24 protein-coding genes are annotated in these 26,022 nt (G+C 69.2%); 16 read left to right on the top strand and 8 right to left on the bottom strand.

Translation table 11 applies throughout. The features are described from left to right. Positions 1-61: 61 nt before the first annotated feature. Positions 62-868, top strand: coding sequence for a DUF169 domain-containing protein (locus G578_RS0110925; RefSeq protein WP_084618823.1), 807 nt, complete (start codon positions 62-64; stop codon positions 866-868). A gap of 18 nt (positions 869-886) precedes the next feature. Here the strand turns inward: G578_RS0110925 and G578_RS0110920 are convergent, their stop codons facing one another. From G578_RS0110920 to G578_RS0110910, 3 genes are all read right to left on the bottom strand, one after another. Next, positions 887-2,116 (bottom strand): MFS transporter, encoded by a 1,230-nt coding sequence (locus G578_RS0110920; protein WP_051244580.1) that lies wholly within the window; start codon positions 2,114-2,116, stop codon positions 887-889. Between the two features lie 40 nt (positions 2,117-2,156). Beyond that, complete coding sequence (locus G578_RS0110915) at positions 2,157-3,791, bottom strand: long-chain-fatty-acid--CoA ligase (RefSeq protein ID WP_084618822.1); 1,635 nt, start codon at positions 3,789-3,791, stop codon at positions 2,157-2,159. A gap of 158 nt (positions 3,792-3,949) precedes the next feature. Then, on the bottom strand, positions 3,950-4,336 hold the full coding sequence (locus G578_RS0110910; RefSeq protein ID WP_139189352.1) for a hypothetical protein: 387 nt from the start codon (positions 4,334-4,336) through the stop codon (positions 3,950-3,952). 348 nt (positions 4,337-4,684) lie between these two features. Here G578_RS0110910 and G578_RS0110905 point away from each other — a divergent pair, with 348 nt between their 5' ends. After that, entirely contained in the window at positions 4,685-5,119 is a 435-nt protein-coding gene (locus G578_RS0110905; protein WP_028794264.1) for a c-type cytochrome, read from the top strand. Between the two features lie 64 nt (positions 5,120-5,183). Here G578_RS0110905 and G578_RS0110900 read toward each other — a convergent pair whose 3' ends face one another. Genes G578_RS0110900 through G578_RS0110885 form a run of 4 tightly spaced genes read right to left on the bottom strand, consistent with a single transcriptional unit; the run spans position 5,184 to position 8,417 of the window. Continuing rightward, the gene (locus tag G578_RS0110900; protein ID WP_051244579.1) at positions 5,184-5,870 is read right to left on the bottom strand and encodes a cytochrome b/b6 domain-containing protein; all 687 of its coding nucleotides are present in this window, start codon (positions 5,868-5,870) and stop codon (positions 5,184-5,186) included. Positions 5,871-5,883: 13 nt separating this feature from the next. Then, complete coding sequence (locus G578_RS0110895; RefSeq protein WP_028794262.1) at positions 5,884-6,630, bottom strand: creatininase family protein; 747 nt, start codon at positions 6,628-6,630, stop codon at positions 5,884-5,886. Positions 6,631-6,675: 45 nt separating this feature from the next. Next, a complete protein-coding gene (locus G578_RS0110890; RefSeq protein ID WP_038013992.1) occupies positions 6,676-7,956 on the bottom strand; it encodes an amidase in 1,281 nt (426 codons plus the stop codon). Positions 7,957-7,961: 5 nt separating this feature from the next. Then, positions 7,962-8,417: a secondary thiamine-phosphate synthase enzyme YjbQ gene (locus G578_RS0110885; RefSeq protein WP_245565594.1), complete on the bottom strand. Its 456-nt coding sequence runs from the start codon at positions 8,415-8,417 to the stop codon at positions 7,962-7,964. Positions 8,418-8,523: 106 nt separating this feature from the next. Between G578_RS0110885 and G578_RS0110880 the strand changes: the two genes are divergently transcribed. From G578_RS0110880 to G578_RS0110860, 5 genes are all read left to right on the top strand, one after another. Further along, entirely contained in the window at positions 8,524-9,369 is an 846-nt protein-coding gene (locus G578_RS0110880) for a polysaccharide deacetylase family protein (protein ID WP_028794259.1), read from the top strand. Next, positions 9,366-10,001 (top strand): DNA-3-methyladenine glycosylase family protein, encoded by a 636-nt coding sequence (locus tag G578_RS25835; RefSeq protein ID WP_051244577.1) that lies wholly within the window; start codon positions 9,366-9,368, stop codon positions 9,999-10,001. Before G578_RS0110880 ends, G578_RS25835 begins: the two co-directional genes overlap by 4 nt. A 193-nt stretch (positions 10,002-10,194) precedes the next feature. Beyond that, positions 10,195-12,678 (top strand): sensor domain-containing protein, encoded by a 2,484-nt coding sequence (locus G578_RS25830; RefSeq protein WP_051244573.1) that lies wholly within the window; start codon positions 10,195-10,197, stop codon positions 12,676-12,678. Positions 12,679-12,690: 12 nt separating this feature from the next. Continuing rightward, positions 12,691-13,773, top strand: a complete 1,083-nt coding sequence (locus G578_RS0110865; RefSeq protein ID WP_028794258.1) for a hypothetical protein — start codon at positions 12,691-12,693, stop codon at positions 13,771-13,773. 60 nt (positions 13,774-13,833) lie between these two features. Next, entirely contained in the window at positions 13,834-15,090 is a 1,257-nt protein-coding gene (locus G578_RS0110860) for a M24 family metallopeptidase (RefSeq protein WP_028794257.1), read from the top strand. 184 nt (positions 15,091-15,274) lie between these two features. Here G578_RS0110860 and G578_RS0110855 read toward each other — a convergent pair whose 3' ends face one another. Then, complete coding sequence (locus G578_RS0110855; protein WP_028794256.1) at positions 15,275-15,994, bottom strand: SOS response-associated peptidase; 720 nt, start codon at positions 15,992-15,994, stop codon at positions 15,275-15,277. A gap of 99 nt (positions 15,995-16,093) precedes the next feature. On the opposite strand from G578_RS0110855, the gene G578_RS0110850 reads away from it, so the two are divergent. The 9 genes from G578_RS0110850 to hpnE all read left to right on the top strand — a co-directional run bounded on the left by G578_RS0110850 (position 16,094) and on the right by hpnE (position 25,903). Next, the gene (locus G578_RS0110850) at positions 16,094-18,424 is read left to right on the top strand and encodes a xanthine dehydrogenase family protein molybdopterin-binding subunit (RefSeq protein ID WP_028794255.1); all 2,331 of its coding nucleotides are present in this window, start codon (positions 16,094-16,096) and stop codon (positions 18,422-18,424) included. A 5-nt stretch (positions 18,425-18,429) separates the two neighbouring features. Continuing rightward, positions 18,430-19,218 (top strand): 3'(2'),5'-bisphosphate nucleotidase CysQ, encoded by a 789-nt coding sequence (gene cysQ, locus G578_RS0110845; protein ID WP_038013990.1) that lies wholly within the window; start codon positions 18,430-18,432, stop codon positions 19,216-19,218. A gap of 12 nt (positions 19,219-19,230) precedes the next feature. Beyond that, entirely contained in the window at positions 19,231-19,617 is a 387-nt protein-coding gene (locus G578_RS29500) for a hypothetical protein (RefSeq protein WP_028794253.1), read from the top strand. A 162-nt stretch (positions 19,618-19,779) separates the two neighbouring features. After that, positions 19,780-20,877 (top strand): oxygenase MpaB family protein, encoded by a 1,098-nt coding sequence (locus tag G578_RS0110835; protein WP_245565593.1) that lies wholly within the window; start codon positions 19,780-19,782, stop codon positions 20,875-20,877. Then, a complete protein-coding gene (locus G578_RS0110830; protein WP_281169169.1) occupies positions 20,874-21,926 on the top strand; it encodes a sulfotransferase in 1,053 nt (350 codons plus the stop codon). Before G578_RS0110835 ends, G578_RS0110830 begins: the two co-directional genes overlap by 4 nt. After that, positions 21,923-22,918 carry a catalase family protein gene (locus G578_RS0110825; protein WP_028794250.1) on the top strand — a complete coding sequence of 332 codons (996 nt, stop codon included), beginning with the start codon at positions 21,923-21,925 and terminating at the stop codon, positions 22,916-22,918. The genes G578_RS0110830 and G578_RS0110825 overlap by 4 nt, the downstream gene beginning before the upstream one ends. Beyond that, positions 22,915-23,796, top strand: coding sequence for a squalene synthase HpnC (gene hpnC, locus G578_RS25825; RefSeq protein ID WP_084618820.1), 882 nt, complete (start codon positions 22,915-22,917; stop codon positions 23,794-23,796). The genes G578_RS0110825 and hpnC overlap by 4 nt, the downstream gene beginning before the upstream one ends. Further along, complete coding sequence (gene hpnD / locus G578_RS0110815; protein WP_028794249.1) at positions 23,793-24,650, top strand: presqualene diphosphate synthase HpnD; 858 nt, start codon at positions 23,793-23,795, stop codon at positions 24,648-24,650. The genes hpnC and hpnD overlap by 4 nt, the downstream gene beginning before the upstream one ends. Further along, entirely contained in the window at positions 24,647-25,903 is a 1,257-nt protein-coding gene (gene hpnE / locus G578_RS0110810) for a hydroxysqualene dehydroxylase HpnE (protein WP_093151836.1), read from the top strand. The genes hpnD and hpnE overlap by 4 nt, the downstream gene beginning before the upstream one ends. Positions 25,904-26,022 lie beyond the last annotated feature (119 nt).

Genomic DNA, 26,022 nt, shown 5'->3' with positions numbered 1-26,022 from the left:
CGCCGCCGCGTGCAGCACCTGGGCGCAGCAGGCGAGAAAAAGACCGCAATGGGAGACCGCCATGACCGACACCGACACCACGTCCATTTCCGCAGCCATCACCGGCGAGACCGTCAAACAGGCCTCCGCCGAGTTGTCCGACCTGCTGAAGCTGCGCACCTATCCCTTCGGCATGAAGCTGTTCGAGGATGTGGAGGAGATGAAGGCGGTGCCGGGCGTGCGCACGCCGATGGATGGCATCCCCTTCACCACCTGCCAGCTCGTCACCCAGGTCCGCACCGCCGGGTTCACCCTTGGGATCGTCAAGGACAATCTGCGGCCGAACGCGAGCTGCGGCGCCAATATCGGGCTGGAGGAGGTGCCGGAACGGCTGGCCTCGGGCGAGCAGATGACCGGGGTCTGGTTCGACAACCAGGAGGCGGCGAAGAAGCACCAGGCGGAGATGCCGCGGGTGGCGCCGGGGCGGTATTCCGGCCTCTGCGCCTCGCCCCTGCGTACCGGGCGGCTGGATCCGCCGGATGTCTGCCTGTTTTATGCCTCGCCGGGACAGATGATCCTGTTCATCAACGGGCTGCAGTTCAAAGACTACCGGCGCTACGACTTCACGATCACCGGCGAGAGCGCCTGCGCCGACAGTTGGGGCCGGGCGCTGAGCACGAGGCAGACCAGCCTGTCCATCCCCTGCTACGCCGAGCGGCGCTATGGCGGGGTGGCGGACGACGAGCTGCTGATGGCCTGCCCGCCGGACGAATTCCTGCGCGGGGTGGAGGGACTGAAAGGCCTGTCGAAGAACGGCCTGCGCTATCCCTACCCCCCGTTCGGCGCCTTCGCCGACCCGGCGATCGGGATGTCGAAGAGCTACGGCTGACGAGGAGCTGTTTGAGCCTCAGCTCTGCAGCGTCTTCAGCCGAAGCGTGCCGAGCAGCAGGAACCCCGCCACGCCAGCCAGGATCCACAGGGACAGATCGAAGCTGTGGGTGGCGTCGTACACCAGGCCCAGCAGGATCGGGCCGCCGGCGCCGCCGACCTCGGCAGCGGAGAAGAACAGCCCGCTCGCCGTGCCGGCACGCTCCTCGCCCACGCCCTTGGTCTCCACCAGGGTCAGGATCGCCACCGTCATCAGCGAGGACCGCGCGATACCCTGGAGCGCCAGACCGATGGTCAGCGCCGGCTGGCCGGCGACCCAGAGCAGCAGGCAGGCGAGCACCGCCCCCGCCGCCAGCAGCCCCAACACCAGATGGCGGCGCTCGGGTGTCGCCAGACGCGGAATGGTCAGCGACGCGACGATCCCGATCAGGGTCGGCACCGTCGCCCAGTACCCGGCCTCAACCGGCGTCATGCCGCCGACCCGCAGGATCTCCGGCAGCCAGTTGTTCAGCCCGTGGTTCAGGGCGAAGATCGCCACGCTCATGGCCAAGAGCAGACGCACCGCCGGCAGGCGCACCAGTTCGCCGATGACCTCCTTCTGCGGTCGCGGTTTGGCGGCGGAGGCCGGCGGGTCGTGACGGCGCGCCGCCGGCAGACTGGCGATCGCCAACCACGTGCAGGCGCCAAACGCCGCAACGGCCGACCACAGCAGCAGCACCGCGCGCCAGTCCCCGTCGAAATACGGCATCAGCACCGAGTTGGTCAGCGACAGCGCGACGATCGAGCCGATCGCCGGACCGGTGATGTAGATGCCCATGGCGAAGCCGCGGTCGCTGCCCTTGAACCAGCGGGCGATCTCCTTCGGCGCGCCGGCCGACACGATGGGGCCGCCGATTCCGAAGATCGCCACGGCGACGAACAGCATGACGGCACTGTCGGCCACGCCGCGCAACAGGCCGGACAGGGCGACGATCATGGCGCCGAGAAAGATCGCCCGGCGCGCGCCGACCCGGTCGAGGAAGCTGCCGCCGGGAACCGCCGCCACGATATAGGTGAGCTGCCAGATGCCCAGCACCCCGCCCATGGCCGTGTGGCTGATCTCCAGGTCGCGGGTGATCGGGCCGATTATGGGTGCCAGGCCGGCGATGGTCAGCCCGAAGCAGAAATACGCCGTCCAGACGCCGAACAGGATCGCCCAGCGGATGCGCGGCGCCGGGGGTTCGGCGCTCACCGCCGCGTCTTCACTCATCTGTCGGTCCCATTTGGCCTTCCGGAAGGCCGAGACCGCCTTACTGTGCGGCCGTCGGCAGGACGTGATCCTTGAACCGCTCGCGCAGGGTCAGCTTCGACAGCTTGCCGGTCGCGGTATGGGGAAGATCGTCGACGAAAACCACGTCGTCCGGCAACCACCACTTTGCGACCTTGTCGGAGAGATAGGCGCGGATGTCCTCCGGCGTGGCCGTCCTGCCCTGTTCCAGGCGGGCCACCAGCAGCGGTCGCTCGCCCCATTTCGGATGGGCGGCGGCGATCACCGCGCATTCGGCGATGGCCGGATGGCCGAGTGCCGCTCCCTCCAGGTCGAGGGAGCTGATCCACTCGCCCCCGGACTTGATGACGTCCTTGGTACGGTCGACGATGTAGAGGAAGCCGTGCGCGTCGATCTTGGCGACGTCGCCGGTGCGCATCCATCCCTCGTCGTCGAAGACGGCCGCACTGGCCTCGGCGTCGCCGAAATAGCCGTCCATGACGCCATGGCCCCGCACCAGCAGTTCGCCGAAGGCGACGCCGTCATGGGGCAGGCGGTCGCCCGCCTCGTCCACGATCTTCAGCTCGCAGCCGAACATGCGGCGGCCCTGGCTGGTCTTGAAGGCGCGCTTCTCCGCCTCCGGCAGGGCGTTCAGGGACGGGCCCATGGTCGTGAGCGTTCCAACCGGGCTCATCTCCGTCATGCCCCAGCCGTGCACGACGCGGACGCCGAAATCGACCTCGAACTCGCGGATCATCGGCTCCGGAGCGGCCGAGCCGCCGATCACCACCACGTCGAATCCGGACGGCTTTCGGCCCTGCTTGCGCATCTCGCCGAGCAGGCCGAGCCACACGGTCGGCACGCCCCAGGCCGAGGTCACCGCCTCCTCTTCCATCAGCCGGAACAGGTTCTCGCCGTCCAGCTTCGGCCCCGGCATGACGATCCGGGTGCCGGTCAGCGGCATGGCATAGGGCAGTCCCCAGGCGTTGACGTGGAACAGCGGCACCACCGGCAGGATGCTGTCCGTCGGGGTCAGCCCGACCTCGGTGGCGATCGCCATCAGCCCGTAGGAATGCAGCAGGGTCGAACGATGGGTGTAGAGCACGCCCTTGGGGTGGCCGGTGGTGCCCGAGGTGTAGCAGATCCCGCTGGCGGTACGCTCGTCGAAGACCGGCCAGTCGATCTCGGCCGGCTGTTCGGCCAGCAGCGCCTCATAGGCCAAGGCGCCCTCCAGCCCGTGGGTCTCGTCGCCGAGCACCACGTAGCGCAGCCCCTTCGGCAGCCTTTCGCGCAACCCCTGGACCAGGGGCACGAAGGTGGCGTCGAGGAACAGCACCTTGTCCTCGGCGTGGCCGACCACATAGACGATCTGCTCGGCGAAGAGACGCGGGTTGATGGTGTGGCAGACCGCGCCGATCCCGGAGATCCCGTAATACAGCTCCAGGTGCCGGTAGCCGTTCCAGGCCAGAGTCGCCACCCGGTCGCCCGGGCCGATGCCGAGCTTGCGCAGGGCCCCGGCAAGCTGGGCCGCACGTCCCGCCAGGTCCTGGTAGGTATATCGGTGCCGGTCGCCCTCGACCCGGGCCGAAACGATCTCCTGGTCCCCGCGGATCTCCGCCGCATAGGTGACGATGTCGGAGATCATCAGCGGCCGGTCCATCATCTGGCCCTGCAGCATCGCCCATTCCTCCCAATGCTTTTTTGTCTCTTATGCCCACCAGCTAACTACGCCACCGCCCGGCCTGTCGAGATCGACGGCGAACGGTCGGGCCGTCAGGTGCCGGTTGAGCTTGGCATCGGGCAGTTGCCGCAATGGGCGCGGGCGTGACGTCGGAATCAGTCGTCGGCGGAAACGACGCGGAACGGCAGCACCGTGCCCCGCGGCTCCTCCGGCTCCGGCGGCGAGAGCGCGCGGGCGATATCCTCCAGCGCGTCTTCCAGATGGGCCGGCAGGGCGAGACCCGCGCCGCGCAGGTTGCGTGCCAGCCGCTCGGCCCCTTCGGCGAGCCCGTCGTCGAGCGGCACCCCGGCCTCCTTGGCGAGGGTGGCGAGCTGGGCGATGGTCTGCACCAGCAGCACGGACCGCCGGTCGGCCGGCACCTCGATCCCCACCGTCAGCCGGGTCGGCGCCGGCGCCGCCTCGACGGTCTCGGGTGTGGAGTCCAGGGCCGGTTCCTCGGCCTTGCGACCAGGGTGCAAGAGAACTACGCGGTCGTCCGTCACGCTGCGTCCCCTTCCCGCTGGTTGTCGTGTCCGTGCCGAATCGCTCCGATTCTACGGAGTCGCGCCCGCTCTGTCGACATTGTGGAAGCGAGGCGCGGGAAGGGAGGGAAATGCCAGGGCGAGCCCTTCCAGGTTCCGTACGCCTCGAGCCTTGCCCCGGCACAAGGCCGGAGGGTGGCTGGCGGCGGGAGGTTGGAAGAAAACCCGGGCGTCATCGCCCCATCACATTGACGTGAGAGCATGGTGTTGTTCCCGCCCGGCCCTATGACGCAGGTCTTGCCGTGCCGCGATCCGGGTTACCTTGCTGACGCCGGCACAACGACCGGGACGACTAGAGGAGAAAAAAGAATGAAGATGTTTTCGACGCTTGCCATGGTGGCCGCCCTCGGCATGACCATGGTCGCCGGCGCTGCGTTTGCCGATGTCGTCGACGAGCGGGTCAAGGGCTTCAAGGCGCATGGCGACAACCTGAAGGCGGTGAAGGCCGCGGTCGACTCCGGCAATGCGTCCGCCGCCGTCGAACCGGCCAAGGCGATGGTCGTCTTCGCCAAATCCATCCCTTCGCGGTTCCCCGAAGGCTCCGGGACCGGTGACACCCGCGCCCTGCCGGCGATCTGGTCCGACTGGGCCGGCTTCGAGAAGGCCGCCGCGGACCATCTCGCCGCGGTGCAGAAGCTGGAAGCCGTGGCCGAAGCCGGCGATGCCGCCGCGCTGGGTGAGCAGCTCAAGGCGACCGGCGCCACCTGCGGCGCCTGCCACAAGGCCTATCGCGCCGAGAAGTGACCGCCGCGCCGTTCGGACGCCGTTCGGACAAGGACAGGCCGGCCCTCGCGCCGGCCTTTCCGTTTCAGCCGAGCAGCGTGAGCCCGTAGGCGCCGGCGCCGCAGACGATCAGGATCGCCAGCGCCACCCACCACGGAGTCCGCCGCACGCGTGCAGGCACGTCCTTCGGCGCCAGGCGCTTCATTCCGGTGAACATCGGCAGGATCAGGTCGTCGCGCAGGAAGACCATGTAGGCGATCACCGCCACCACATGGAGGATCACCACGATCAGCAGGATGTCGAAAAGCTGATGGTGCAGGCCAGTCAGGGTGCCCGACAGGCTGGATCCGACGAGGTGATACAGAGGCCCCTCGTAAAGAATGTCGTCATTGGCGAACAGGCCGAGGGTCGCCTGGGTTCCGACCAGCAGCAGCAGCGCCAGCACGGCGAGCGCGCCCAGCGGGTTGTGCCCGGCATGCTCCGGGTGCCGGCCGGCCAGGGTTTCGCGCAGATAGGAGACGACCGCGCCGGGACCGCGCACGAAGCTGGAGAACCGGGCGAACTCGCCGCCGACGAAGCCCCAGATCACGCGGAACACGACCAGCGCGATGGCCGTGAGCCCGAAGCGCTCGTGCCACTCGAGCATGCCCTGCTCGCCGGTGATCCACGAGCCGGCGAGGCACAGCACCAGAGCCCAGTGAAACAGCCGCAGCGGCCGGTCCCAGACCCGGACCGGCACCACGTCGGCCGGCTTGCCGTCGTATTCGCCCATGAGACGCTCCCGCTTATGCCTCCGCCATGAAGGAGCGGTAATCCTCGACCACCCCCGCCGCACTGGCTTCCACCAATCTGGCGCCGGCTTCCGGCGTGGCAAGGAAGCTGTCGGCGCCGATGCGGCCGTCCGGGTGAATCAGTCGGTAATCCTCGGCATCGTAGAACGGACGCGGGCGCGGCGGGGCCGGGTCCATGTCCACTTTCTTGATGTGCTCCGGGTAGGCGTACTGGGTGACGGAAATCTCCGAGGCGGTGGCGTGGCTGCCATCCCGGTCGCCATAGAGCTCCTTGCTGATCTCTTTGACGGCCGGGAAGGCGAACCAGTTGGCCAGCTTGCAGCGGACATGCGGTTGATTGGGACCGACGGCGAGGCTCTTCTCGGCATAGATCTCGCTGAAGGCGGCCGACACGGTGGCGATGTTGCCGCCGTGGCCGTTCAGGAAATAGAACCGCTCGAACCCGTTGCGCGCCAGCGACAGCACGCTGTCCCGCACCACCGCCATCAGGGTCGAGGGCCGCAGGGCGATCGAGCCCGGGAAGGCCAGGTGATGCTGGGCCATGCCGATGGAGATGGTCGGGCCGACGATGCAGCCGAGCGTCTCCGCCGCCCGGTCGGCGATCACTTCGGGACAGATGGCGTCGGTGCCGAACAGGCCGTTCGGCCCGTGCTGCTCGGTCGAGCCGATGGGGATGATGATGCCCCGGTTGCCGTTGAGGTGGGCTTCCACCTCCATCCACGTCATCAACTGCAATCGCATTCCACTCTCCTCGTCAAAGCTCCGCCGTATCCCGGCCTTGCTTGCTTATTGATCCGCCTGAAGCGCGCGTTCGATCCAGTCCGCGACCGCCAGGGCTTTCGCGTCCTCGCCATAGCCGGTGACGATCTGCACGCCCAGGGGCAGCCCCTGGTCGCCCTTGCCCGCCGGAATGGTGACGCAGGGCCAGCGCAGCAGCGTCCAGATCTTGTTGAACAGCGGGTCGCCGGTGAACGAAAGCCCCTCCGGCGCCTCGCCCGCCGCCGGCACGGTCAGGATCGCGTCGATCCCGTCCAGCCGCGCCGCCGCGTCGTTACGGAAGGCGTCCGCATCGGCCTGAAGCTGGTACAGCTCGGTATCGTCGATCTTGCGGCCGGCGGCGATGGTCTCGCGATAGAACTCGCTCAGCTTGTCGGCGTGGTTGTCGTATTCCCAGGCCAGCGCCCGCGCCGCCTCGGCGGTCATCAGGCGCATATGGATGTCGTCCATCTTCTCGAAAGCGGTCCAGTCGACCAGACCGACCACCGACGCCCCGGCGGTCTGCACCGCGATCCGCACCCGCTCCATCACGTCGACCGCATCCTCCTCGATCTTGTCGGCGAAGGGCACGTGGAAGGCGAGGCGCGGGGCGGCCCCGTCGAACCCGTCGAGACGGGGTGCGGGCTCGCCGCGCAGGGCGTAGTCGAAATGGGCGATGTCGGCGACCGAGCGGGCAAAGGTGCCCACCGTATCGAGGTAGCGCGACAGCTCCTTCACCCCGCGCCGGTCGTGGGTCCCGAAGGTCGGCTTGAAGCCGACCACGCCGCAATAGGCGGCCGGACGGATGACGGAGCCCGCCGTCTGGGTACCGAAGGCCAGCGGCACCATGAAATCGCCGACCGCCGCGGCCGAGCCGCTGGACGAGCCGCCGGGCGTGTGGTCGAGCCCGTGCGGGTTGCGGGTCTTGCCCGGATTGCGCCAGGCGAATTCGGTCGAGACCGTCTTGCCCATGATCACACCGCCGGCCGCCCGGGTCCGGGCGACCACGGCGGCGTCCTCCTCGGGCTGGTGGCCGACATAGATCGAGGAGCCGTAGCCGGTCGGCATGTCGGCGGTCTCGATGATGTCCTTCACCGCCACCGGCAGGCCGCCGAGCGGACCCGACGCGGTGGAGGCGCGGGCGGCGTCGCGGGCCTGCTCCGCGTCGAGATGGATGAAGGCGCCGACCTCGCCGTCCCGCGCCGCCGCCCGTTCCAGGCAGGACTCCATCAGCGCTTCCGGCGTCAGCGTTCCGCCTTCGATGGCACGCAGGGCCTCCAGGGCACCGAGGCGATGCGGGGCGTTCGTCATGTCGGTCAGGCTCCCATCAGGTGGAGAACGATGTGGCGGCGATGCGGATGCTCGCGATGTTCGTACAGATAGATCCCCTGCCAGGTACCGAGGACCGATCGGCCGCCGGCAACGGGAATGGTGAGGGTGGTCTGGGTCAGCGCGCTGCGGATATGGGCCGGCATGTCGTCCGCTCCCTCGGTCGAATGCCGATAGAGCGTCGGGTCCCAGGGCGCCAGCTTGGCAAAGAAGCGGTCGAGATCGACCCGGACGTCCGGATCGGCGTTCTCCTGGATCAGCAGGGACGCCGAGGTGTGACGCACGAAGACCGTCAACAGCCCGTCCGCCAGACCGGACTCGGCGACGAAGCTGCCGATCCGCTCGGTGATGTCGATCAGCCCGGCGCCCGGCGTCGCCACCGTGATCTCGCTCAGCGCCTGCCGGGTGACCTCCGAGGTGGTGATCGCGCGTTCCCTCAACACCGTTGCCGTTCCCACTCCATGCTGTCCACGCGGCTTGCCCCTTCCGTCTTGTCGGCGGTCCGGGGTCTCTCTAGCCTCGGGCCACCGTATCCCGCCGGAGTACCGGATGCCACGCCACATCGCATGCATGACCTTCGATTTCGACGCGCTGTCCCTGCCGATCGCGAAGGGAACGCTCACGCCCACGCCGCTGTCGCGGGGCGAGTTCGGCCTGGTCGGTGTCGAGCGCATCCGCCGGCTGCTCAAGGTCCATCGCATCGCCGCGACGTTCTTCGTGCCGGGCCACACGATCGAGAGTTTCCCCGACGCGGTCCGCGCCCTGGTGGAGGACGGGCACGAGATCGCCTGCCACGGCTGGACCCACCGCCGGCCCTCCGCCCTGACGCAGGACGAGGAGCGCGACGAGCTGGTCCGCGCTGGTGCGGCGATCGAGCGGATCTCCGGCCGCACGCCGACCGGCTACCGCTCCCCCTCCTGGGACCTGTCGGAGCACACCCTGGATCTGCTCCTGGAGCTCGGCTACGCCTACGATTCCAGCCTGATGGGCCACGATCACCTGCCCTACCGACCGCGGGCCGGCGACACGGTGCCGCTGCTGGAGCCGGCCGGATTCGGGACACCGGTCGACCTGATCGAGATCCCGGTGAGCTGGAGCCTGGACGACTATCCCCATTTCGAATGGAGCGTGACCTCCGGCGGCGCACTGAACCAGGGGCTGGCCTCCTGGCGGGCGGTGCTCGATAACTGGACCGCCGATTTCGACTACATGGCCCGCACCCATGACTGGGGCGTCATCACCTACACCTTCCACCCGTTCGTCTCCGGGCGGGGCCATCGGATGATGGCGATGGAGGCGCTGATCCGGCACCTGCGCGACGGCGGTGCCGCTTTCGCGACGATGGCCGAAGTCGCGACGGAAGCCGCCGACCGGCTAGGGCCGCCGGCCGCATGAACCGGGAGCAGGCGCTGGAGGCGGGACTGACGGCCCTCGCCGCCCACGACGCGGACATCGCTGCCGCCCTGGCGGAGGCCGGTGCGCCCGAACCCCGCATCCTGGAGCCCGGTTTCGCCGCCCTGATCCGCATCATCGTCGGCCAGCAGGTCTCCACCGCGTCGGCCGCGGCAATCCTCGCACGCTTGACGGCGGCCGGCGGGCTCGATCCCCGGACCTTCTCCGGCTTCGACGATGCCGCCCTCGGCGCGATCGGATTCTCTCGGGCCAAGATGCGCTACGGCCGCGCCCTGGCCGAGCGGGTGCTGGACGGCCGCCTGCCCCTCGACCGGCTGACCGGCGACGATTCCCAGGGGGCCCATGAAGCGCTGGTGGCCGTGCCCGGGATCGGCCGATGGACCGCGGAGATCTACCGCATGTTCGCCCTGGGCGATCCGGACGTCTTCCCGTCCGGCGATGTGGCCCTGCGCGAGGGCATCCGGATGCTGCGGGGTCTGGAGGCCCGTCCCGACATCGCCGGCTCCGACACCCGGTCGGCGGCCTGGACACCGCACCGCAGTGCCGCCGCCCACCTGCTGTGGCGCCTGTACCGCGTGCGGCGCGGGGTTGCGGTTTTCGGAGCGGATCGGTGAGATGTCCGATCGCGTCCGCACGCTGCTGGCCGATATCCGGAGCGTCTGATAGGGTTGGATTTCAAACAAAGTCGCTGAAAATGCATTCGGAAGCCGGGGACGTGGACAGGATTACGGAAATGCCGAACGGGGCTCTGTGCCCCCATGTCGGCCGGACGCCCGTGCCCGCCCGCCTCTGGAGAAGCGGGCGCGCATGACGATGGCCGACAATCCCCGTTCCGCGTTGGCCGCGTTTCCGACGTCCGTCCTCGACGGCATCGATGATGGCTTCCTGCAGCTCGACCGCGACGACCGGGTGGTCTGGTTCACCGCGCCGGTGCTGGCGTTCTTTCCGCATCTTGCCGACTCCCTGACGCCCGGAGCGGCCTTCTCCAGTCTGCTGGACCTGAACGTCACGGCCGAACAGGACACGGCCCTCAAGACCAACGCGGAGACCTGGCGTGCGCGCCGCATGGAGGCCCACGAGCAGCCGCACGGCCTGATCGACGGACGCCTGGCGAACGGCCGCTGGGTCCGGGTCATGGACCACGCGACCGAAGACGGCGGCCGGCTGATCCACTATCGCGACGTGACAGAGGAGCGCCGAGAGCTCGACGAGGCCGCCCGGTTCACCCTGTTTCTCCAGGGCACGCTGGAGACCATCAGCCAGGGCATCTGCGCCTTCGACGCCGACTGGCGGCTGCTGACCTGGAATGCGCATTTCTTCGACCTGCTGGGCCTGCCGGCAAGCTTCGCCAGCGTCGGCATGCGCCTGTCGGACATCATCCATCACCTGGCGGACCAGGGCGAATACGGGGCGGGTGACGCGGCCGACCGCGCCTCCGAGATTCTGGAAATGATCCAGACCACCCGGGGCACGGTCTACGAGCGGCCGAACCGCGACGGTCGCCTGATGGAGGTCCGCATCCGGCCGATGCCCAATGGCGGCGTGGTCATCGTCTACGAGGACATCTCAGACCGTCAGGAGGCACAGCGCGCCCTGAAGCAGAGCGAGGAGCGCTATGCCCTGGCCGCCGCCGGGTCGAATGACGGGCTGTGGGACTGGGACCTGGCCACCAACTCGATCTATCTGTCGACCCGCTGGAAACAGATGCTCGGCCATGTCGAGCAGGAGATCGGCGACGGCGCGGAGGAGTGGTTCAGCCGCATCCATCCCGAGGACGTGCAGCGGGTGACGGCCCAGCTCGACGCCCATCTGAGCGGCGCGGTCGGCAATTTCGAGAGCGAGCACCGGGTTCGGCACCGCGACGGCACCTATCGCTGGATGCTGGTGCGCGGTCTCGGCGTGCGCGACGTCTCCGGCCACGCCTATCGCATCGCCGGGTCGATGACCGACATCACCGACCGCAAGCGCGTCGAGGAGCAGTCGATCCACGACGCCCTGCACGACAACCTGACGGGCCTGCCCAACCGGACCCTGTTCCTGGAGCGGGTGCGCCAGGCCCTGGCCCGGTTCCGCCGCAATCCCTCGGCCAGCTTCGGCGTGGTCTATCTCGATCTCGACCGCTTCAAGGTGGTGAACGAGAGCCTGGGCCATATCCATGGCGACGACCTGATCATCGCCGCCGCGCGCCGGCTGGAGCACAACCTAAAGTTCGGCGACACGGTCGCCCGGCTCGGCGGCGATGAATTCGCCATGCTGCTGGAGGATGTCAGCGACAAGAGCGAGTCGATCGGCGTCTGCGACATGCTGCAGAAGGCGCTGGCCTCCCCCTTCAGTCTGAGCGGCAAGGAGATCTTCACCACCGCGTCGATGGGGGCGGCTCATTCCAGCGAGGGCTACGGGCGGCCGGAGGACATCCTGCGCGACGCCGAACTCGCCATGTACAAGGCCAAGGAACTCGGCAAGGCCCAGGCGGTCGCCTTCAATCCGAACATGCGCGGCACCACGGTCACGCCGCTCGACATGGAGACCGACCTGCGCCGGGCGATCGAGCGCGGGGAGTTGACCCTGCGGTTCCAGCCGATCATCTCCCTGGCCAACGGCCGCATCCAGGGTTTCGAGGCGCTGGCCCGCTGGACCCATTCCAAACGCGGCGAGGTGCCGCCCTCCGATTTCATCCCGCTGGCCGAGGAGACCGGGATGATCGTAGAGATCGGGCAATGGGTGCTGCGGACGGCCTGCGAGCGGACCGTGCGCTGGCGCGATCAGTTCCCGAAGGCCGAGCCGATGGAGATCAGCGTCAACCTGTCGAGCCGGCAGTTCCACCAGTACGATCTGGTGCGCATGGTGACCAACAGCCTGGAAGGCACGGGCATGGACCCGAGCCTGCTGAAGCTGGAGATCACCGAGAGCGCGCTGATGGAAAACGCGCATCTCTCGGCCCAGATGCTCAACGACCTGAAATCGTTGAAGATCCAGGTCTGCGTGGACGATTTCGGCACCGGCTACAGCTCGCTCAGCTACCTGCATACCTTCCCGATCGACACCCTCAAGATCGATAAATCCTTCGTCCAGGACATGGGACGGAACCGGCACAACCTGGAGATCGTGCGCACGATCTGCCTGCTCGCCCAGAACCTGAGACTGGACGTGATCGCCGAAGGCGTTGAGACTCCCGAGCAACTCGCCCAGTTGCGGGCCATCGGCTGCGGCTTTGCCCAGGGCTACTTGTTCTCTCCGCCCCTGGACGTGGACGGGGTCGAGCGGTTACTGGGCGAGAACAGAAGCTGGTAGGGGCTCGACGCGATGCGCCGGTTCGATGTGTATTTTCTGCAGAAGCGTGACGCCGCCGGTTGGGAAACCGTCGAGCGGGCTCAGAGCGCCTCGGTCCTGGTCTCCTCCATGATCCGGGAGTTCGACGGCGAGGAGAACGCGGAGCTGCGCGTCGTCGGTGGCGACTGGAACGCCACCATCGGCGAGTGGGAGTTCAGCCAGATCTTCTTCGTCGACCGCGGATCGATCGATCTCTCCCTGGCCGAACCGCCGGTGAGTGCCGACGACGACGGGCAAGGCGGTGCCGGGTGGAGTGATGTCGAGCGCGAGGTGCCGGACCTGGCCGACGCGCCCGCCGCCCGGGGCAGTGCATCCTTCGCCGACGCCATCCATGCCGCCCGTCAGGAATCGGAGCAGCAGGACGGCAACGACGGCTACCTGGACTCCAGCCTGACCGCCAGCGACGCGCCGCCCACCCGGCGCGGCGGCGGTTATGACGACACCAGCAACGAGGATCTGCGATCGCTGGGCTTCCACCACGGCGGTCAAGCGGCGGAGGAACCGGTCGGACCGCCGCCCGACTTCCGCCCCGAGCCCCGGCGCAACGGCCGGGCCTTCTTCATGGTCGGGACCGTCATCATCGCCCTGATCCTGATCCTGGGCGCGGCCGCCGCCCTGATGGTCGCCTTCAAGGTCGATCCGGCACCGCGCTACATCGAGATGCTGCGCGACTGGAAGCAGTCGGCGGCGGGCGGCCCGCAGGACGCGCCGGCCGATGCCGACACGGTCATGCCGCAGACCGCCGGCGACGCGCAGCGCCATGCCGGCGTCGCCCCGGACCTGCAGGGCCGGTGGTCGTCGGGCGACTGCGCGCAGGAATACATCGAGTTCGGCGCCGACGCCTTCCAGGTGAAGGCCAGCGGCCGCGACCCGTCGGTCGCCGTGCCGGTCGTGGAGACCCTGGAGGACGAGTACACCTGGTACATCCGCCGCTCCGACAGCCTGGTGGAGCACTTCCAGAAGCTCGGCGACGACGACATCCAGATGATCGGCGACACCACCCCGGTCGGCTTCACCCAGCGCACCTCGGAGGTCTATTCCCGCTGTCAGGCATGACGGCCGGGAACTCCTCATAAAGAAGCCCTCCACGGAGCCCCACAGCAGGGAACCCCAAAGATGGCCGTCCTCGACTGGCACGCAGACCGCGGCACCCATCCCGATCTCGCCCTGCTCGACCGGGCGCCGGAGAGCGACGGCATCGACCTGCGGGCCGTCCGGCTATACCGCCGGGGCCGGGTCCGCGCGCAGATGGCGGCGCGCGGCATCGACGCCCTGATCCTCAGCGACGCGATCAACATCCGCTACGCCACCGGCACGCGGAACATGCAGGTCTTCACCAGCCGCAACCAGCCGTCGCGCTACCTGCTGCTGACCGCCGACCGCTCGATCCTCTACGAGTTCACCGGCGCCATGCATCTGGGCGAGGGTTACGAGACCGTCGACGAGGTACGCCCGAGTTCTACCGCCAGCTTCGTCGCCGCAGGCCCCGCCGTCGCCGACAAGGAACGGTCCTGGGCCCGGGAGATGGCGGCGACGCTGCGCGAGATGTGCGGCCGCGATCCTGTGGTCGGTGTGGAGCGGCTGAACGCCGGTGCCGCCGTCGCGCTCGCCGCCGAGGGCATCCGCCTGGTCGATGCCCAGGAGCCGGTGGAGATGGCGCGCTGCATAAAGTCGGCTGAGGAGATGAAATGCGTGCGCGCCTCCCTGCGGGCGACGGAGGCCGGCGTGGCCGAGATGCGCGCCGCCATCCGTCCCGGCCAGACCGAGGCGGAGCTCTGGTCGGTCCTGCACCGCTCGGTCATCGCCGCCAATGCCGATTACTGCGAGACCCGGCTGCTCAATTCCGGCCCGCGCACCAACCCGTGGTTCCAGGAGACCTCCTCCAAGGTGATCGCGGCGAACGAGCTGATCGCGCTGGATACCGACGTGGTCGGCTGCCACGGCTATTACAGCGACTTCTCGCGCACCTTCCACGCCGGGCCGGACCGGGCGAGCGATCACCAGCGCACGCTGTACCGGACGGCCCATGAACAGGTGCAGCACAACATGGGCATCATCCGGCCGGGCCTGACGTTCCGGGAGTATTCCGAGCGCGCCTGGGACATCCCGGAGCAGTATGCCGAGCACCGGTATTATCTCTCGGCCCATGGCTGCGGCATGTCGGGGGAGTATCCCTATCTCTACCACCGGGCCGATTTCGCCGAGGCGGGCTATGACGGGGTGATCGAGCCCGGCATGACGCTCTGCGTGGAGAGCTTCATCGGCCATAACGACGGCGGCGAGGGCGTGAAGCTGGAACAGCAGATCCTGGTGACCGAGACGGGGATCGAGCTGCTCAGCGACTTCCCGTTCGAGGACGCGCTGCTGGGGTAACAACGCCCGCTTGCCCTCGTGCCCTCTTCTGTCTTCCGTCTTCCCGGACTTGCCCCGGGATCCAGCCGTCCGTGTGCTGGAGCCTTCGAAATCCGGGTTCCCTTGTTCCAGTTGCCCTGATCCTGGACCCCGGGGCAAGCCCGGGAAGACGGGTGGGAGACGTAGGGGAAGGTAACTCTACCTGTCAGAACAGCGATCCCTGCTCCGGCTTCGGCGCGAGAGGGTCCACCCGGACCGGCTCCACCAGCCCGGCGTCGTCGTTGCGCACATTCCCCACCCGCCGGTCCACCGGATAGGCTTCCACCAGCCCCGGATCGCAAGGCAGCATGAGCTGGCCGGCAGCGTCCTTGTCCGGCCCCATCCAGGTCGCAAAGGCGTCCCGGTCGAACAGCATCACCGGCATGCGGTGATGGATATGGGCGATGCTCTCGGTCGCGTCGGTCGTCACGATGGTGAAGGTCTCCAACGCGCTGCCCTCGCCGGTGCCCTCCCACAGTTCCCACAATCCGGCGAAGCCGAAGGGCGCGCGGTCCCGGCGCACCACCCGATAGGGCTGCTTGACCTTGCCCTCGGTGCGCCATTCGTAGAACCCGTCGGCCGGAATCACGCAGCGCCGGTAGCGGTAGGCGCCGCGGAACGCCGGCTTCTCGTCCACCGTCTCCGCCCGGGCGTTGATCATCTTCACGCCGATATCGATGTCCTTGGCCCAGGATGGCACCAGCCCCCAGCGCATCATCGCCAGAACGCGGTGCCCCCTGGCCGGTCCTTCGGTCATCAGCTTGATCACCGGCGCCGCCTGGGTCGGCGCCATGTTCCAGCGCGGCTCCAGGTTCAGCCCCGTCTCCACATCGAACAGGTGGCGCATGGCCTCCGGCGCCGTGGTGATGCTGTAACGGCCACACATCGATGGACTGCCCCTTCTGCCCGCCGTCACGTTGCTTGGCGCGGACGTGTACCGGCATTACGATCCCTCCAACCCAACCGCGAACCGGCGAGGCAGGCAATGGCGAAGTTCGGCATCGGACAGACAATGAAGCGGCTGGAGGATCAGCGTTTCCTCACCGGAACCGGTCAGTACACCGACGACGTTCCGATCGACGGCGTGCTGACCGCCTATGTCCTGCGCAGTCCGATCGCCCATGGCGACATCACCGCCCTCGACGTCTCCGCCGCGAAATCCGCGCCCGGTGTGAAGCTGGTGCTGACCGGCGCCGACGTCGCCGCCGACGGGCTGAAGCCGATGCCCTGCGGTGCCCTGCTGAAGGGCATCGGCGGCAAGAAGGCGGTCGGTCCGGACTATCCCCTGCTGGTCGGCGACCGGGTACGCCATGTGGGAGACGCGGTGGCGCTGATCGTGGCCGACACCATGGACCAGGCCCGCGACGCCGCCGAGTTGATCGAGGTCGACTATGCCGAACTGCCGGCCGTACCCGGCCTGGCCGCGGTCGACAACGGCACCACTCTCTGGGAGGCCGCCCCGGGCAATCTGTGCCTGGACTGGGAGACCGGCGACGCCGAAGCGGTCGAGAAGGGCTTCGCCAAGGCCGCCAGGGTCGCCGAGCTGAAGCTGGTGAACAACCGCATCATCGTGAACTCGATCGAGCCGCGCGGCGCCGCCGCTGTTGTCGACGACGCGACCGGCGAGAGCACCCTCTACGTCTCCACCCAGGGCCCGCACGGGGTGCGCGACGTCATCGCCGACGTGCTGAACATGGACGCGGCCAAGATCCGCTGCGTCTCCCCCGATGTCGGCGGCGGCTTCGGGATGAAGATCTTCCCCTACCGCGAACATGCCCTGGTGCTGTGGGCGGCCAAGAAGCTGGGCCGACCGGTGAAATGGATCTCCGACCGTAGCGAGGCCTTCATCTCCGATACCCAGGGCCGCGACCATGTCTCCCACGCCCGGCTGGCGATGGACGACAATGGCCGGTTCCTGGCGCTCTCGGTCGATACCAAGGCCGATCTCGGTGCCTATCTCTCGCTCTACGGTCCGGCGATCCCGACGGTCGCCGGCTCGGGCATGCTGGCGGGGCTCTACACCACCCCGGCAATCCATGTGCGGGTGCGCAACTACTTCACCAATACCCTGCCGGTGGACGCCTATCGCGGCGCGGGACGGCCGGAGGCGGCCTATCTGGTGGAGCGGCTGGTCGATGTCGCCGCCAAGGTCGCAGGACTGCCGCGCGACGAGATCCGGCGGCGCAACTTCATTCCGGCGTCCTCCATGCCGTTCACCACCGCCCTGGGCGAGACCTACGACAGCGGCGACTTCGCCGCCCATCTGGACAAGGCGCTGGCCAAGGCCGACTGGGCCGGGATCGGCGCCCGCAAAGCCGAAAGCGCCAAGGCCGGCAAGCTGCGCGGCATCGGCATCTCGACCTATGTGGAGGCCTGCGGCGGCGGCGGGCCGGAATGGTCCGACATGCGGATCGAGCCGGACGGCACCATCGTCGTGCCGATCGGCACCCGCTCCACCGGCCAGGGCCACGAGACCGCCTATACCCAGCTCGTGTCCGAGGCGTTCGGCGTCGACAACGAGATGGTGAAGGTCATCCAGGGCGACACCGCCGCCATCGAGAACGGCTCGGGCACCGACGGCTCGCGCTCCCTGCCGGCCGGCGGCTCGGCCCTGCACATGGCGATCCAGAGCGTGTCGGCGAAGGCGCGGATGCTGGCCAGCTACCTGCTGGAAGCGGCCGATTCGGACCTGGAACTGGCCGACGGCAAGTTCACCGTGGTCGGTACCGACAAGTCGATCACGCTGGGCGAGCTGGCGACGGCCGCCAACGACCCGTCGAAGCTGCCCGAGGGCATCGAGCCGGGGCTGGAGGCGAAGGAGATGTACAAGCCCGCCGCCTCGACCTACCCGAACGGCACCCATGTCTGCGAGGTCGAGGTCGACCCGGATACCGGCAGGGTCAAGCTGATCCAGTTCACCGTCGTCGACGATTTCGGCGAGGTGGTGAACCCGACCCTGCTGGAAGGCCAGGTCCATGGCGGCGTCGCCCAGGGCGTCGGACAGGCGCTGTACGAGCGCACGGTCTATGACGATAATGGGCAGCTCGTGACCGGGTCGCTGGTGGATTACTGTCTGCCGCGCTCGGTCGATGTCCCGCCGGTGAGCTTCTCGATGAGCCCGACGCGCTGCGCCACCAACCCGCTCGGGGTGAAGGGCTGCGGCGAGGCCGGGGCCATCGGCGCCCCGCCGGCGGTGATCAACGCAATCCTGGATGCCCTGGCCCCGGCCGGCGTCACCGATATCGACATGCCGGCCACGCCCGACCGTATCTGGGCGGCGCTCCAGGCGGCCCGGCCGGCGGCAGCAGCGGAGTAGACTTCATGCCTTCAGTTACAGCGGTCGATCCGGAAGACCGGATCGCCCTGCTCGACGCCATTGCCGTCCTCACCCGTGAGGCGGGCAGAATCATCCTGCCGTATTACCGCTCCGACACCGCCGTGATCGACAAGATGGACGGCAGCCCGGTCACCGCCGCCGACCGGGCGGCCGACGCCCATATCGTGCCGGTGCTGCAGGCGCTGACCCCCGGTATCCCGGTGGTGGCCGAGGAGAGCGTGGAGGCCGGCGACATCCCCGACGTGTCCGGCGGCCGGTTCTGGCTGGTCGATCCGCTCGACGGCACCAAGGAGTTCATCAACAAGAGCACCGACTTCACGGTCAATATCGGCCTGATCTGGGACGGCGTGCCGGTGCTGGGCGCCCTGCACACACCGGTCGACGGGATGGTCTGGGGTGGCGTGCTCGGCCAGGGGGCGTGGGAAGAGGCGGAGGACGGCACCCGCACGGCGATCTCGGTGCGCAAGCCGGGGCCGGACGGACTGACCATCGTCGCCAGCCGCAGCCATCGCAATCCCGAACTGGAAGCCTATATCGGGACCATGGATGTCAAGGAAAGCGTCTCGCGCGGCTCCGCGCTGAAGTTCTGCCTCGTCGCCCGCGGCGATGCCGATCTCTACCCCCGCACCGGCCCGACCATGGAGTGGGACACGGCCGCCGGCCATGCGGTCCTGCTGGCCGCCGGCGGATCGATGACCAAATTCGACGGAACGCCCTTCGACTACGGCAAGCCGGCGTTCCGCAACGGGCACTTCATCGCCCGGGGCGGGTGAGACATGCGGCGAATGGCCGTTACAGCATTCTCCCTGATCGCGCTGACCACGGCGGGAGCACAGGCAGAAGCACAGACTTCCGAAACGCGGGCACCGCGCCACCCGATCTCCGAGGGTAAGCCGATCCGCGAGGTGGTCCCGCCCAAGCCGGCGGCGCAGCAGCCGCAACAGCAGCCATCGGCCTCCAATCCGGTCGCGCCGACGGAGCCGGTGGAACGCAGCACCCGTCAGCCGACGCGGCCGGAGCGGATCCAGCCGAACCCACCTCCCGAACCTTCCAAGCCGATCGAGTCAAAACGGCAGGAGATCCGGAAGGCCGAGCCCCCGGCGCCGATCGGCACGATCGACCCACGCCCCGGCACGATCAAAACCCATCCGGGCACAATCGAGACGAGATAGTTTACACTCGCCTCCCCGCCCGTACGGGCTCCACCAACGTGCCTGGGTTTGGCGACTGTGACTCGAATTGTTCCCCCTCCGTCCGGCCTTGCCATACCGACGGCCTACCGCGATGGATACGACCGCGCGGCCCTGATCGACCGGGACCTTGCCGACCGTTACGTGGCTGCCACCCGGATCGGCGACCCGCAGGCAGACGCGGTGATGGCAGAACTGGTGCGCCACGATGCCGCCGTCTCCCAGCCCTGGATCACCAAGGGGATCGAGTCCGGTCCGTCGGCGATCGCCGACGCGCCCGACGTGGTGCGGGCCTTCTTCGCCGACATCGACGCCCCCCCGCCCTGGGTCGAGCCCGCGCGGTTCCTGCCGGGTTGCCGGGCCTTCCATCGAAACTCCGAGATGTTCATCGGCGCCTTCGTCGCCGCCGTGCTGATCGAGGGTTTCTCGACCCTGATCAGCCAGTCGTTCAACATCACCGGCCGCATCGTCGACCAGGGGGTGCGCCGACTGAAGCAGAACAACCGCCAGCTCGTGGAGATCTTCCTGCCGGGCGGGCTCGACCGGGACGGCGACGGATGGAAGCTGTCGGTGCGCGTCCGCCTGGTCCATGCCCGCATCCGCCAGCTTCTGAAAACAGCGCCCGAATGGGAGGAGGAGGCTTGGGGCACCCCGCTGAGCGCGGCGCATATGGGCTTCGCCACCGCGGCCTTTTCCGGCCTTCTGCTCAAGCGTGCCGCCATGCTGGGGGTGACCCTGTCCGACGAGGAGCGCGACTCCTTCATGCAGGTGTGGCGCTATGCCGGCCATCTGATGGGCGTCCCGGACGATCTGCTGTTCACGTCGGAGGAAGACGCCTTGCGCCTGCACCGGATCGGCGCCCTGTGCGAGCCGCCGCCGACGCTGGAATCCATCATCCTGGCCAATGGGCTGATCAACTCGGCCCCGATCGTCGCCGGCTTCACCGAGCCCCGCGCCCGCCGCGCCCTGGCCCGCAAGATCTACCGGATTTCGCGGGCGATGATCGGAGACCAGCTCGCCGATCAGCTCCACTACCCGGCGATGAACACGGTCGGGACTCTGTCCCTGCTCCGGATGAAGAACGGCGCTGAGCGGGCGCTGTTCCGGCTCGCCCCGGCCCTGGGCGCCCGCCGGCGGGCGAGCCAGTTCCAGACCATGCTGACCGTCTCCCTGTATGGCGAGCAGGGTGCGAGCTATCGTCTGCCCGAGCACGCCCATGCGGAGAAGGACGGTCACCTGTGATCGGAAGCCCCCCCGCCGAATTTTCGATCCCCCCGGTTCTGATCCTGAGCACGGGCCGATGCGGCTCCACCATGGTCTCGGAACTGCTGAACCGGCATCCGGATGTCCTCAGCCTGTCGGAGTTCTTCGTTCCGCTCGGCCCGGAGGCCTTCAGCCTGCGCCTGCCGGACGGCGACCGCATGTGGCGCCTGCTGACCACCCAGAGCCCCGGCCTGCATGCCATGCTGAAGCAGGGACATGTGGTCGACGAAGCCCTGTATCCCTACGACGACCCCGCCGCGCGCTTCCGGGCCGCGGACATGCCGCCGATCATCGCGGTCACCCTGCCGCACCTGACCGACACGCCGGAGGCTCTGCTCGACGCGCTCGAACCCCGGGTCCGGGCCCGGCCGCGCATGCCGCTGGCCGACCACTACCGGGCACTGTTCGGCGATCTGGCGACCATCCTCGACCGTAAGGTCTGGGTCGAACGCTCCGGCGGTACCCTGATGCATGCCGCCAAGCTGCTGCGGATGTTTCCCGAAGCCCGCGTCATCCACGTCTATCGGGATGGGCGGGACACGGCGATGTCGATGAGCCAGCACCATAATTTCCGGGTGCTGCTGGGCGCCATCAAGCAATGCCGCCGCCTCGGCATCGACCCGCAGCGCGCCTTCCGCGCCGATACGGGAAGCCCGCTGGATCCGCTGATCCAACGGATCGTGTTCTCGCTGCTCGACATCGACAAGACAGCCGCCCTCCCGACCCTGGAGGATTTCGGCCGGTTCTGGAGCGACCTCATCCTGGTCGGGCTGGAGAGCGTCGCCAAGCTCCCACCCGACCGGCTGCTGAACGTCCGCTTCGAGGACGTCCAGGCCGCCCCGCGGGAAAAGCTGGAAGAGCTCATCCGCTTCATCGACCCGTCGCTGGAGAATGCCGCCTGGCTCGACGAAGCGGCGGCGATCCCGCGACCGGCGCGCTCCAAGTTCGGGACCCTGCCCGACGACGCGCGGGCGGCCCTCACCCGCGCCTGCGCGCCCGGTCTCGAACGCCTGGGTTACCCGCTATGAATCGGCCGACCTCCTGTCCGGCGGACCCGGCCCAGCGGGACGAATTGCTGGCGATCTGCGAACGCACGTTCCAGCGACCCGAAGCCGACGGCACCTTACCGCGCCAGTTCCACCGGAAGACCCATGCCTGCCTGCACGCGGTCCTGACGATCGATCCGCCGGACGACCCGGCTGTCCGCCACGGCCTGTTCGCCCGGCCCGGCCGCTACGACACCCTGGTCCGGTTCTCAAATTCCTTCTTTGCAGAGGACGACCATCCGGACGCCCGCGGCCTGGCGCTCAAGGTGACGGGTGTCGACGGGGCGGTGTGCGACGGCGCGCCGCCGGGTCAGCAGGACTTCGTGCTGATGAACGCAGAAACCGGGCCGGCCCGGAACGCGGACGAGGCGATGGCGCTGTTTCGCGCCTTGGACGGTCTGCGCCGCGCCACGATCTCCGCGGTCGCCGCCCCGCGCTACCTGTTCCCGAGCCTTCTGCCCTGGCGCGCACGCTGGCGCTATCTCCTCTTTCTCGGCGAGTCCGGGCTGCAGCATCTGCGCGGCTTCGATCTTGCGCAGCTGGCCTATGGCAGCGTCACGCCCTACCGGCTGGGCGACGGCGCGACGAAGTTCGCGCTCGTCCCCGACGCAGCTGCCAGGGCCCGGCGCCCGGCCAAAGGCAAATCCCTCGCCGGCAGGCTGCAGGCTGCCCTCGACAGCGGACCGATCCGCTTCGACTTCCGCCTCCAGCCCCGCGTGCTGGACAGCGACCCGATGGAGGATGTGCGCCGGGCCTGGCGCAGTCCGACGGTGACGGTCGGCAGCCTGGAGATCCCACCCCAGGACGTCGCCGCGACCGTCGCTCTCGGCGACCGCCTGACCTTCAGCCCGTGGAACTGCCTCGCCGCCCATGAGCCGCTGGGCTCGATCAACGCGCTGCGCCGCGCGGCCTATGCCGCCTCCGCCGCCAACCGGGGGGCGCAGGCCAAAGCCCCCCTGGACGGTGGGTCATGAGAGCGCCACGGACCTCCCGCACCGCCGATGAGGAGAATTTTCCGGTCGGCTCCCTGCTCATCGCGCGCAGGCTCAGACCGTCGGTCGCCGCCTTCTACGCGGCCGCCCGGGCCGCCGACGACATCGCCGACGATCCGACGCTGGACGCTGCCGAGAAACTGAAGCGCCTCGACCGGTTCGAAGCGGCCCTTACGGGCGGTCTCGACGCTGGCGCGCTGGATGCCGTCGATCTCGGCCCGGCGACCCGCGCCCGCGCATGCCTGGACAGCGCGGGTGTCGGCCATCTGCGGCGGCTTCTCACGGCGTTCCGGCACGACGCGGTGCAGCAGCGCTGCGCCGATTGGGAGGCGCTGACGGCCTATTGCTCGGATTCCGCCAATCCCGTCGGCCGCTTCCTGCTCGACCTGCACGGCGAGGCTGCCGCCGACTATCCGGCATCCGACGCGCTGTGCACGGCGCTGCAGGTCCTCAACCACCTGCAGGATTGCGGCGACGACTACCGGATCCTCGACCGTATCTATCTGCCGGCGGACTGGCTGGCGTGCGACGGAGCCGCCGAGGCGGAGCTCGCGGGACCGGGAGCGACTCCGGGACTGCGCCGGGTGATCGATCGCTGTCTCGCCGAGGTCGACCGGCTGCTGGCGACGGCGGCCCCCCTGCCCCTGCGGCTGCGCTCGACCCGCCTGGCACTGGAATCCGCCGCCATCCTGGCGCTGGCCGAGGCCCTGGCAAAGCGGCTCAAGCGCCACGATCCCCTGGCCCGACGGGTCCAACTCTCCCGCCCGGCGATGCTGGCCGTGGGCACCGGCGCGGCGATGACATGCCTGTGGCGGCGGCTGCGCGCAGCGAACCGCCACACCCGACGGCATCCGGCATGAGCGCGGCGGCACTGGAAGACCCGGCGGCCGTGGCCGAGGCCAGGGCGGTGGTGCGCGCCTCGGGCACATCGTTCCGCTGGGGCATGCGCATCCTGCCGCCCGACCGGCGGCGCGCCATGTACGCGGTCTACGCCTTCTGCCGGATCATCGACGACATCGCCGACGAACCGGGCGACCTCGCCCTGCGGCAGGAACGGCTGGATGCCTGGCGCGGCGAGATCGCCCGGATCTATGACGGCGGGACGCTGCACGAACCGATCGCCCGCGCCCTGCTGCCGGCCGTACAGCGCTACCGGCTACCGCGGGCCGAGTTCGAGGCGCTGATCGACGGCATGGAGACCGATCTCCAGGGCCGCAACGTCGCCCCGAGCATGACCGAGCTGGAGCTGTACTGCCGCCGGGTCGCCGGTGCCGTCGGGCTGCTCTCCATGCGCTGCTTCGGCGCGCACCAGCCGGAGGCCGACGACGCCGCCATCGCCCTCGGCGAGGCGATGCAGCTGACCAATATCCTGCGCGACCTGGGGGAGGACGCCGCCGACGGCCGCCTCTATCTGCCGCGCGATCTGCTGGAGCGTCACGGCATCGCCGCCCGCGACCCGGACGCGGTGATCGACGACCCGCGCGTCGCCGCGGTCTGCCGCGACCTCGCGGCGCGCGCCCGCCGACGCTACGGCGAGGCCCGCGCGCTGATCGACCAATGCGACCGGCACGCCATGCGCTCGGCCGTGGTGATGATGGTCGGCTACGAAGCCCTGCTCGATCGGATGGAAGCCGGCGGCTGGCGGGAGCCGCGCCGACGCGTGTCGCTCTCGCCCTGGCGCCGGCTCCTGCTGCTGCGCCATCTGTGCCGGTGAGCGGCGGGACGGTCCATGTGGTCGGCGCCGGGTTGGCGGGCCTGGCCGCCGCCCTGTCGCTGAGCGCCGCCGGACGGACGGTCGCGCTCCACGAGGCCGCCGGGCATGCCGGCGGGCGATGCCGGTCCTACATCGACACCCGGCTCGGCTGCCGGATCGACAACGGCAACCACCTGCTGCTGTCGGCCAACCGGAGTGCGCTAGCCTATCTGGCCGAGACCGGGGCGAGCGGCTCGCTGCGCGCCGGCGACGCCGCCTTCTCGTTCCACGACATCGCCGACGGCCGCCAATGGACCGTGCGGCCCGGTGAAGGCGGGGTCTGGCGGCGGCTCACCGCGCCGCTGCGTCAGGTGCCCGGCGCCGGGGCGGCCGACGCCCTTGGCCTGCTCCGGCTGGCGGTCGCCGGTCGCCGCAGCACGGTGATGCAGGCGCTGGGTCCGGGCGCGCTGATGGAACGGTTCTGGCGTCCGCTGACCGTCGCCGTGCTCAACGCCGAGCCGGAGGTCGCCTCGGCCCGCCTGCTGCGCGGGGTGATCCGCGAGGTGCTGCGCACCGGCGAGGCGGTCCCGCTGACGGCGCGCGAGGGCCTGAGCGAGAGCTTCGTCGATCCGGCCCTTGCCGTTCTGGCGGAGCGCGGCGTGGGCATCGGCTTCGGCCGCCGGCTGCGCGGCGTCGATACCGCGAACGACCGCGCCACCGCCCTGCGGTTCGCTGAGGAGACCGTGGCGCTGGCGCCGGGCGACGCCCTGGTGCTGACGGTCCCCGCCCCGATCGCCGCCGGTCTGCTGCCGGGCCTCGCGGTCCCGGACGGGTCCAGCGCGATCGTGAACGCCCATTTCCGGCTCGACGCCCCCGCCCACCTGCCCGGCCGGGCGGATCTGATCGGGTTGACCGGCGGCACGGCCCAGTGGCTGTTCCGGCGCGGCGAGATCGCCAGCGTCACGGTCAGCGCCGCCGATGCCCTGCTCGACCGTCCGAGCGAGGATCTGGCGGCGATCCTCTGGCGGGATATCGCGCCGGTACTGGGACTTGCGGGCCAGGCCCAGCCGCCCGCCCGCATCGTCAAGGAGAGGCGCGCCACCTTCCGGCAGGACCCGGCCTCCCTCGCCCGGCGCCCTCCCGCCCGCACGGCCTGGCGCAACCTGGCGCTCGCCGGCGACTGGACCGACACCGGCCTGCCGGCGACCATCGAGGGCGCGATCCGCTCGGGCCGGGATGCGGCGTCCCTGGTGATTTCCGGGACAGGTAGATAATCGTTGGGACAGGCAGATAATCGTTCTCTGCACTCCCCGGACCCGTTCCGGGGCCCGCGCTGACGCCGCACCCAAACGGGGACGCGATCCACCACGGCGACGCGCTTGGCCCGGCACAG

This window comes from Thalassobaculum salexigens DSM 19539 (assembly GCF_000423805.1).
Lineage (GTDB): Bacteria > Pseudomonadota > Alphaproteobacteria > Thalassobaculales > Thalassobaculaceae > Thalassobaculum > Thalassobaculum litoreum.
The sequence above is the reverse complement of the archived record's forward strand: the minus strand, read 5'-3'. Positions and strand labels throughout refer to the sequence as shown.

Coding starts and splice junctions, on each gene's coding strand:
- G578_RS0110925 (WP_084618823.1), top strand. CDS start 62: ATGACCGACACCGACACCACGTCCATTTCCGCAGCCATCACCGGCGAG.
- G578_RS0110920 (WP_051244580.1), bottom strand. CDS start 2,116: ATGAGTGAAGACGCGGCGGTGAGCGCCGAACCCCCGGCGCCGCGCATC.
- G578_RS0110915 (WP_084618822.1), bottom strand. CDS start 3,791: ATGCTGCAGGGCCAGATGATGGACCGGCCGCTGATGATCTCCGACATC.
- G578_RS0110905 (WP_028794264.1), top strand. CDS start 4,685: ATGAAGATGTTTTCGACGCTTGCCATGGTGGCCGCCCTCGGCATGACC.
- G578_RS0110900 (WP_051244579.1), bottom strand. CDS start 5,870: ATGGGCGAATACGACGGCAAGCCGGCCGACGTGGTGCCGGTCCGGGTC.
- G578_RS0110895 (WP_028794262.1), bottom strand. CDS start 6,630: ATGCGATTGCAGTTGATGACGTGGATGGAGGTGGAAGCCCACCTCAAC.
- G578_RS0110890 (WP_038013992.1), bottom strand. CDS start 7,956: ATGACGAACGCCCCGCATCGCCTCGGTGCCCTGGAGGCCCTGCGTGCC.
- G578_RS0110880 (WP_028794259.1), top strand. CDS start 8,524: ATGCCACGCCACATCGCATGCATGACCTTCGATTTCGACGCGCTGTCC.
- G578_RS25835 (WP_051244577.1), top strand. CDS start 9,366: ATGAACCGGGAGCAGGCGCTGGAGGCGGGACTGACGGCCCTCGCCGCC.
- G578_RS25830 (WP_051244573.1), top strand. CDS start 10,195: ATGACGATGGCCGACAATCCCCGTTCCGCGTTGGCCGCGTTTCCGACG.
- G578_RS0110865 (WP_028794258.1), top strand. CDS start 12,691: ATGCGCCGGTTCGATGTGTATTTTCTGCAGAAGCGTGACGCCGCCGGT.
- G578_RS0110860 (WP_028794257.1), top strand. CDS start 13,834: ATGGCCGTCCTCGACTGGCACGCAGACCGCGGCACCCATCCCGATCTC.
- G578_RS0110855 (WP_028794256.1), bottom strand. CDS start 15,994: ATGTGTGGCCGTTACAGCATCACCACGGCGCCGGAGGCCATGCGCCAC.
- G578_RS0110850 (WP_028794255.1), top strand. CDS start 16,094: ATGGCGAAGTTCGGCATCGGACAGACAATGAAGCGGCTGGAGGATCAG.
- cysQ (WP_038013990.1), top strand. CDS start 18,430: ATGCCTTCAGTTACAGCGGTCGATCCGGAAGACCGGATCGCCCTGCTC.
- G578_RS29500 (WP_028794253.1), top strand. CDS start 19,231: ATGGCCGTTACAGCATTCTCCCTGATCGCGCTGACCACGGCGGGAGCA.
- G578_RS0110825 (WP_028794250.1), top strand. CDS start 21,923: ATGAATCGGCCGACCTCCTGTCCGGCGGACCCGGCCCAGCGGGACGAA.
- hpnC (WP_084618820.1), top strand. CDS start 22,915: ATGAGAGCGCCACGGACCTCCCGCACCGCCGATGAGGAGAATTTTCCG.
- hpnD (WP_028794249.1), top strand. CDS start 23,793: ATGAGCGCGGCGGCACTGGAAGACCCGGCGGCCGTGGCCGAGGCCAGG.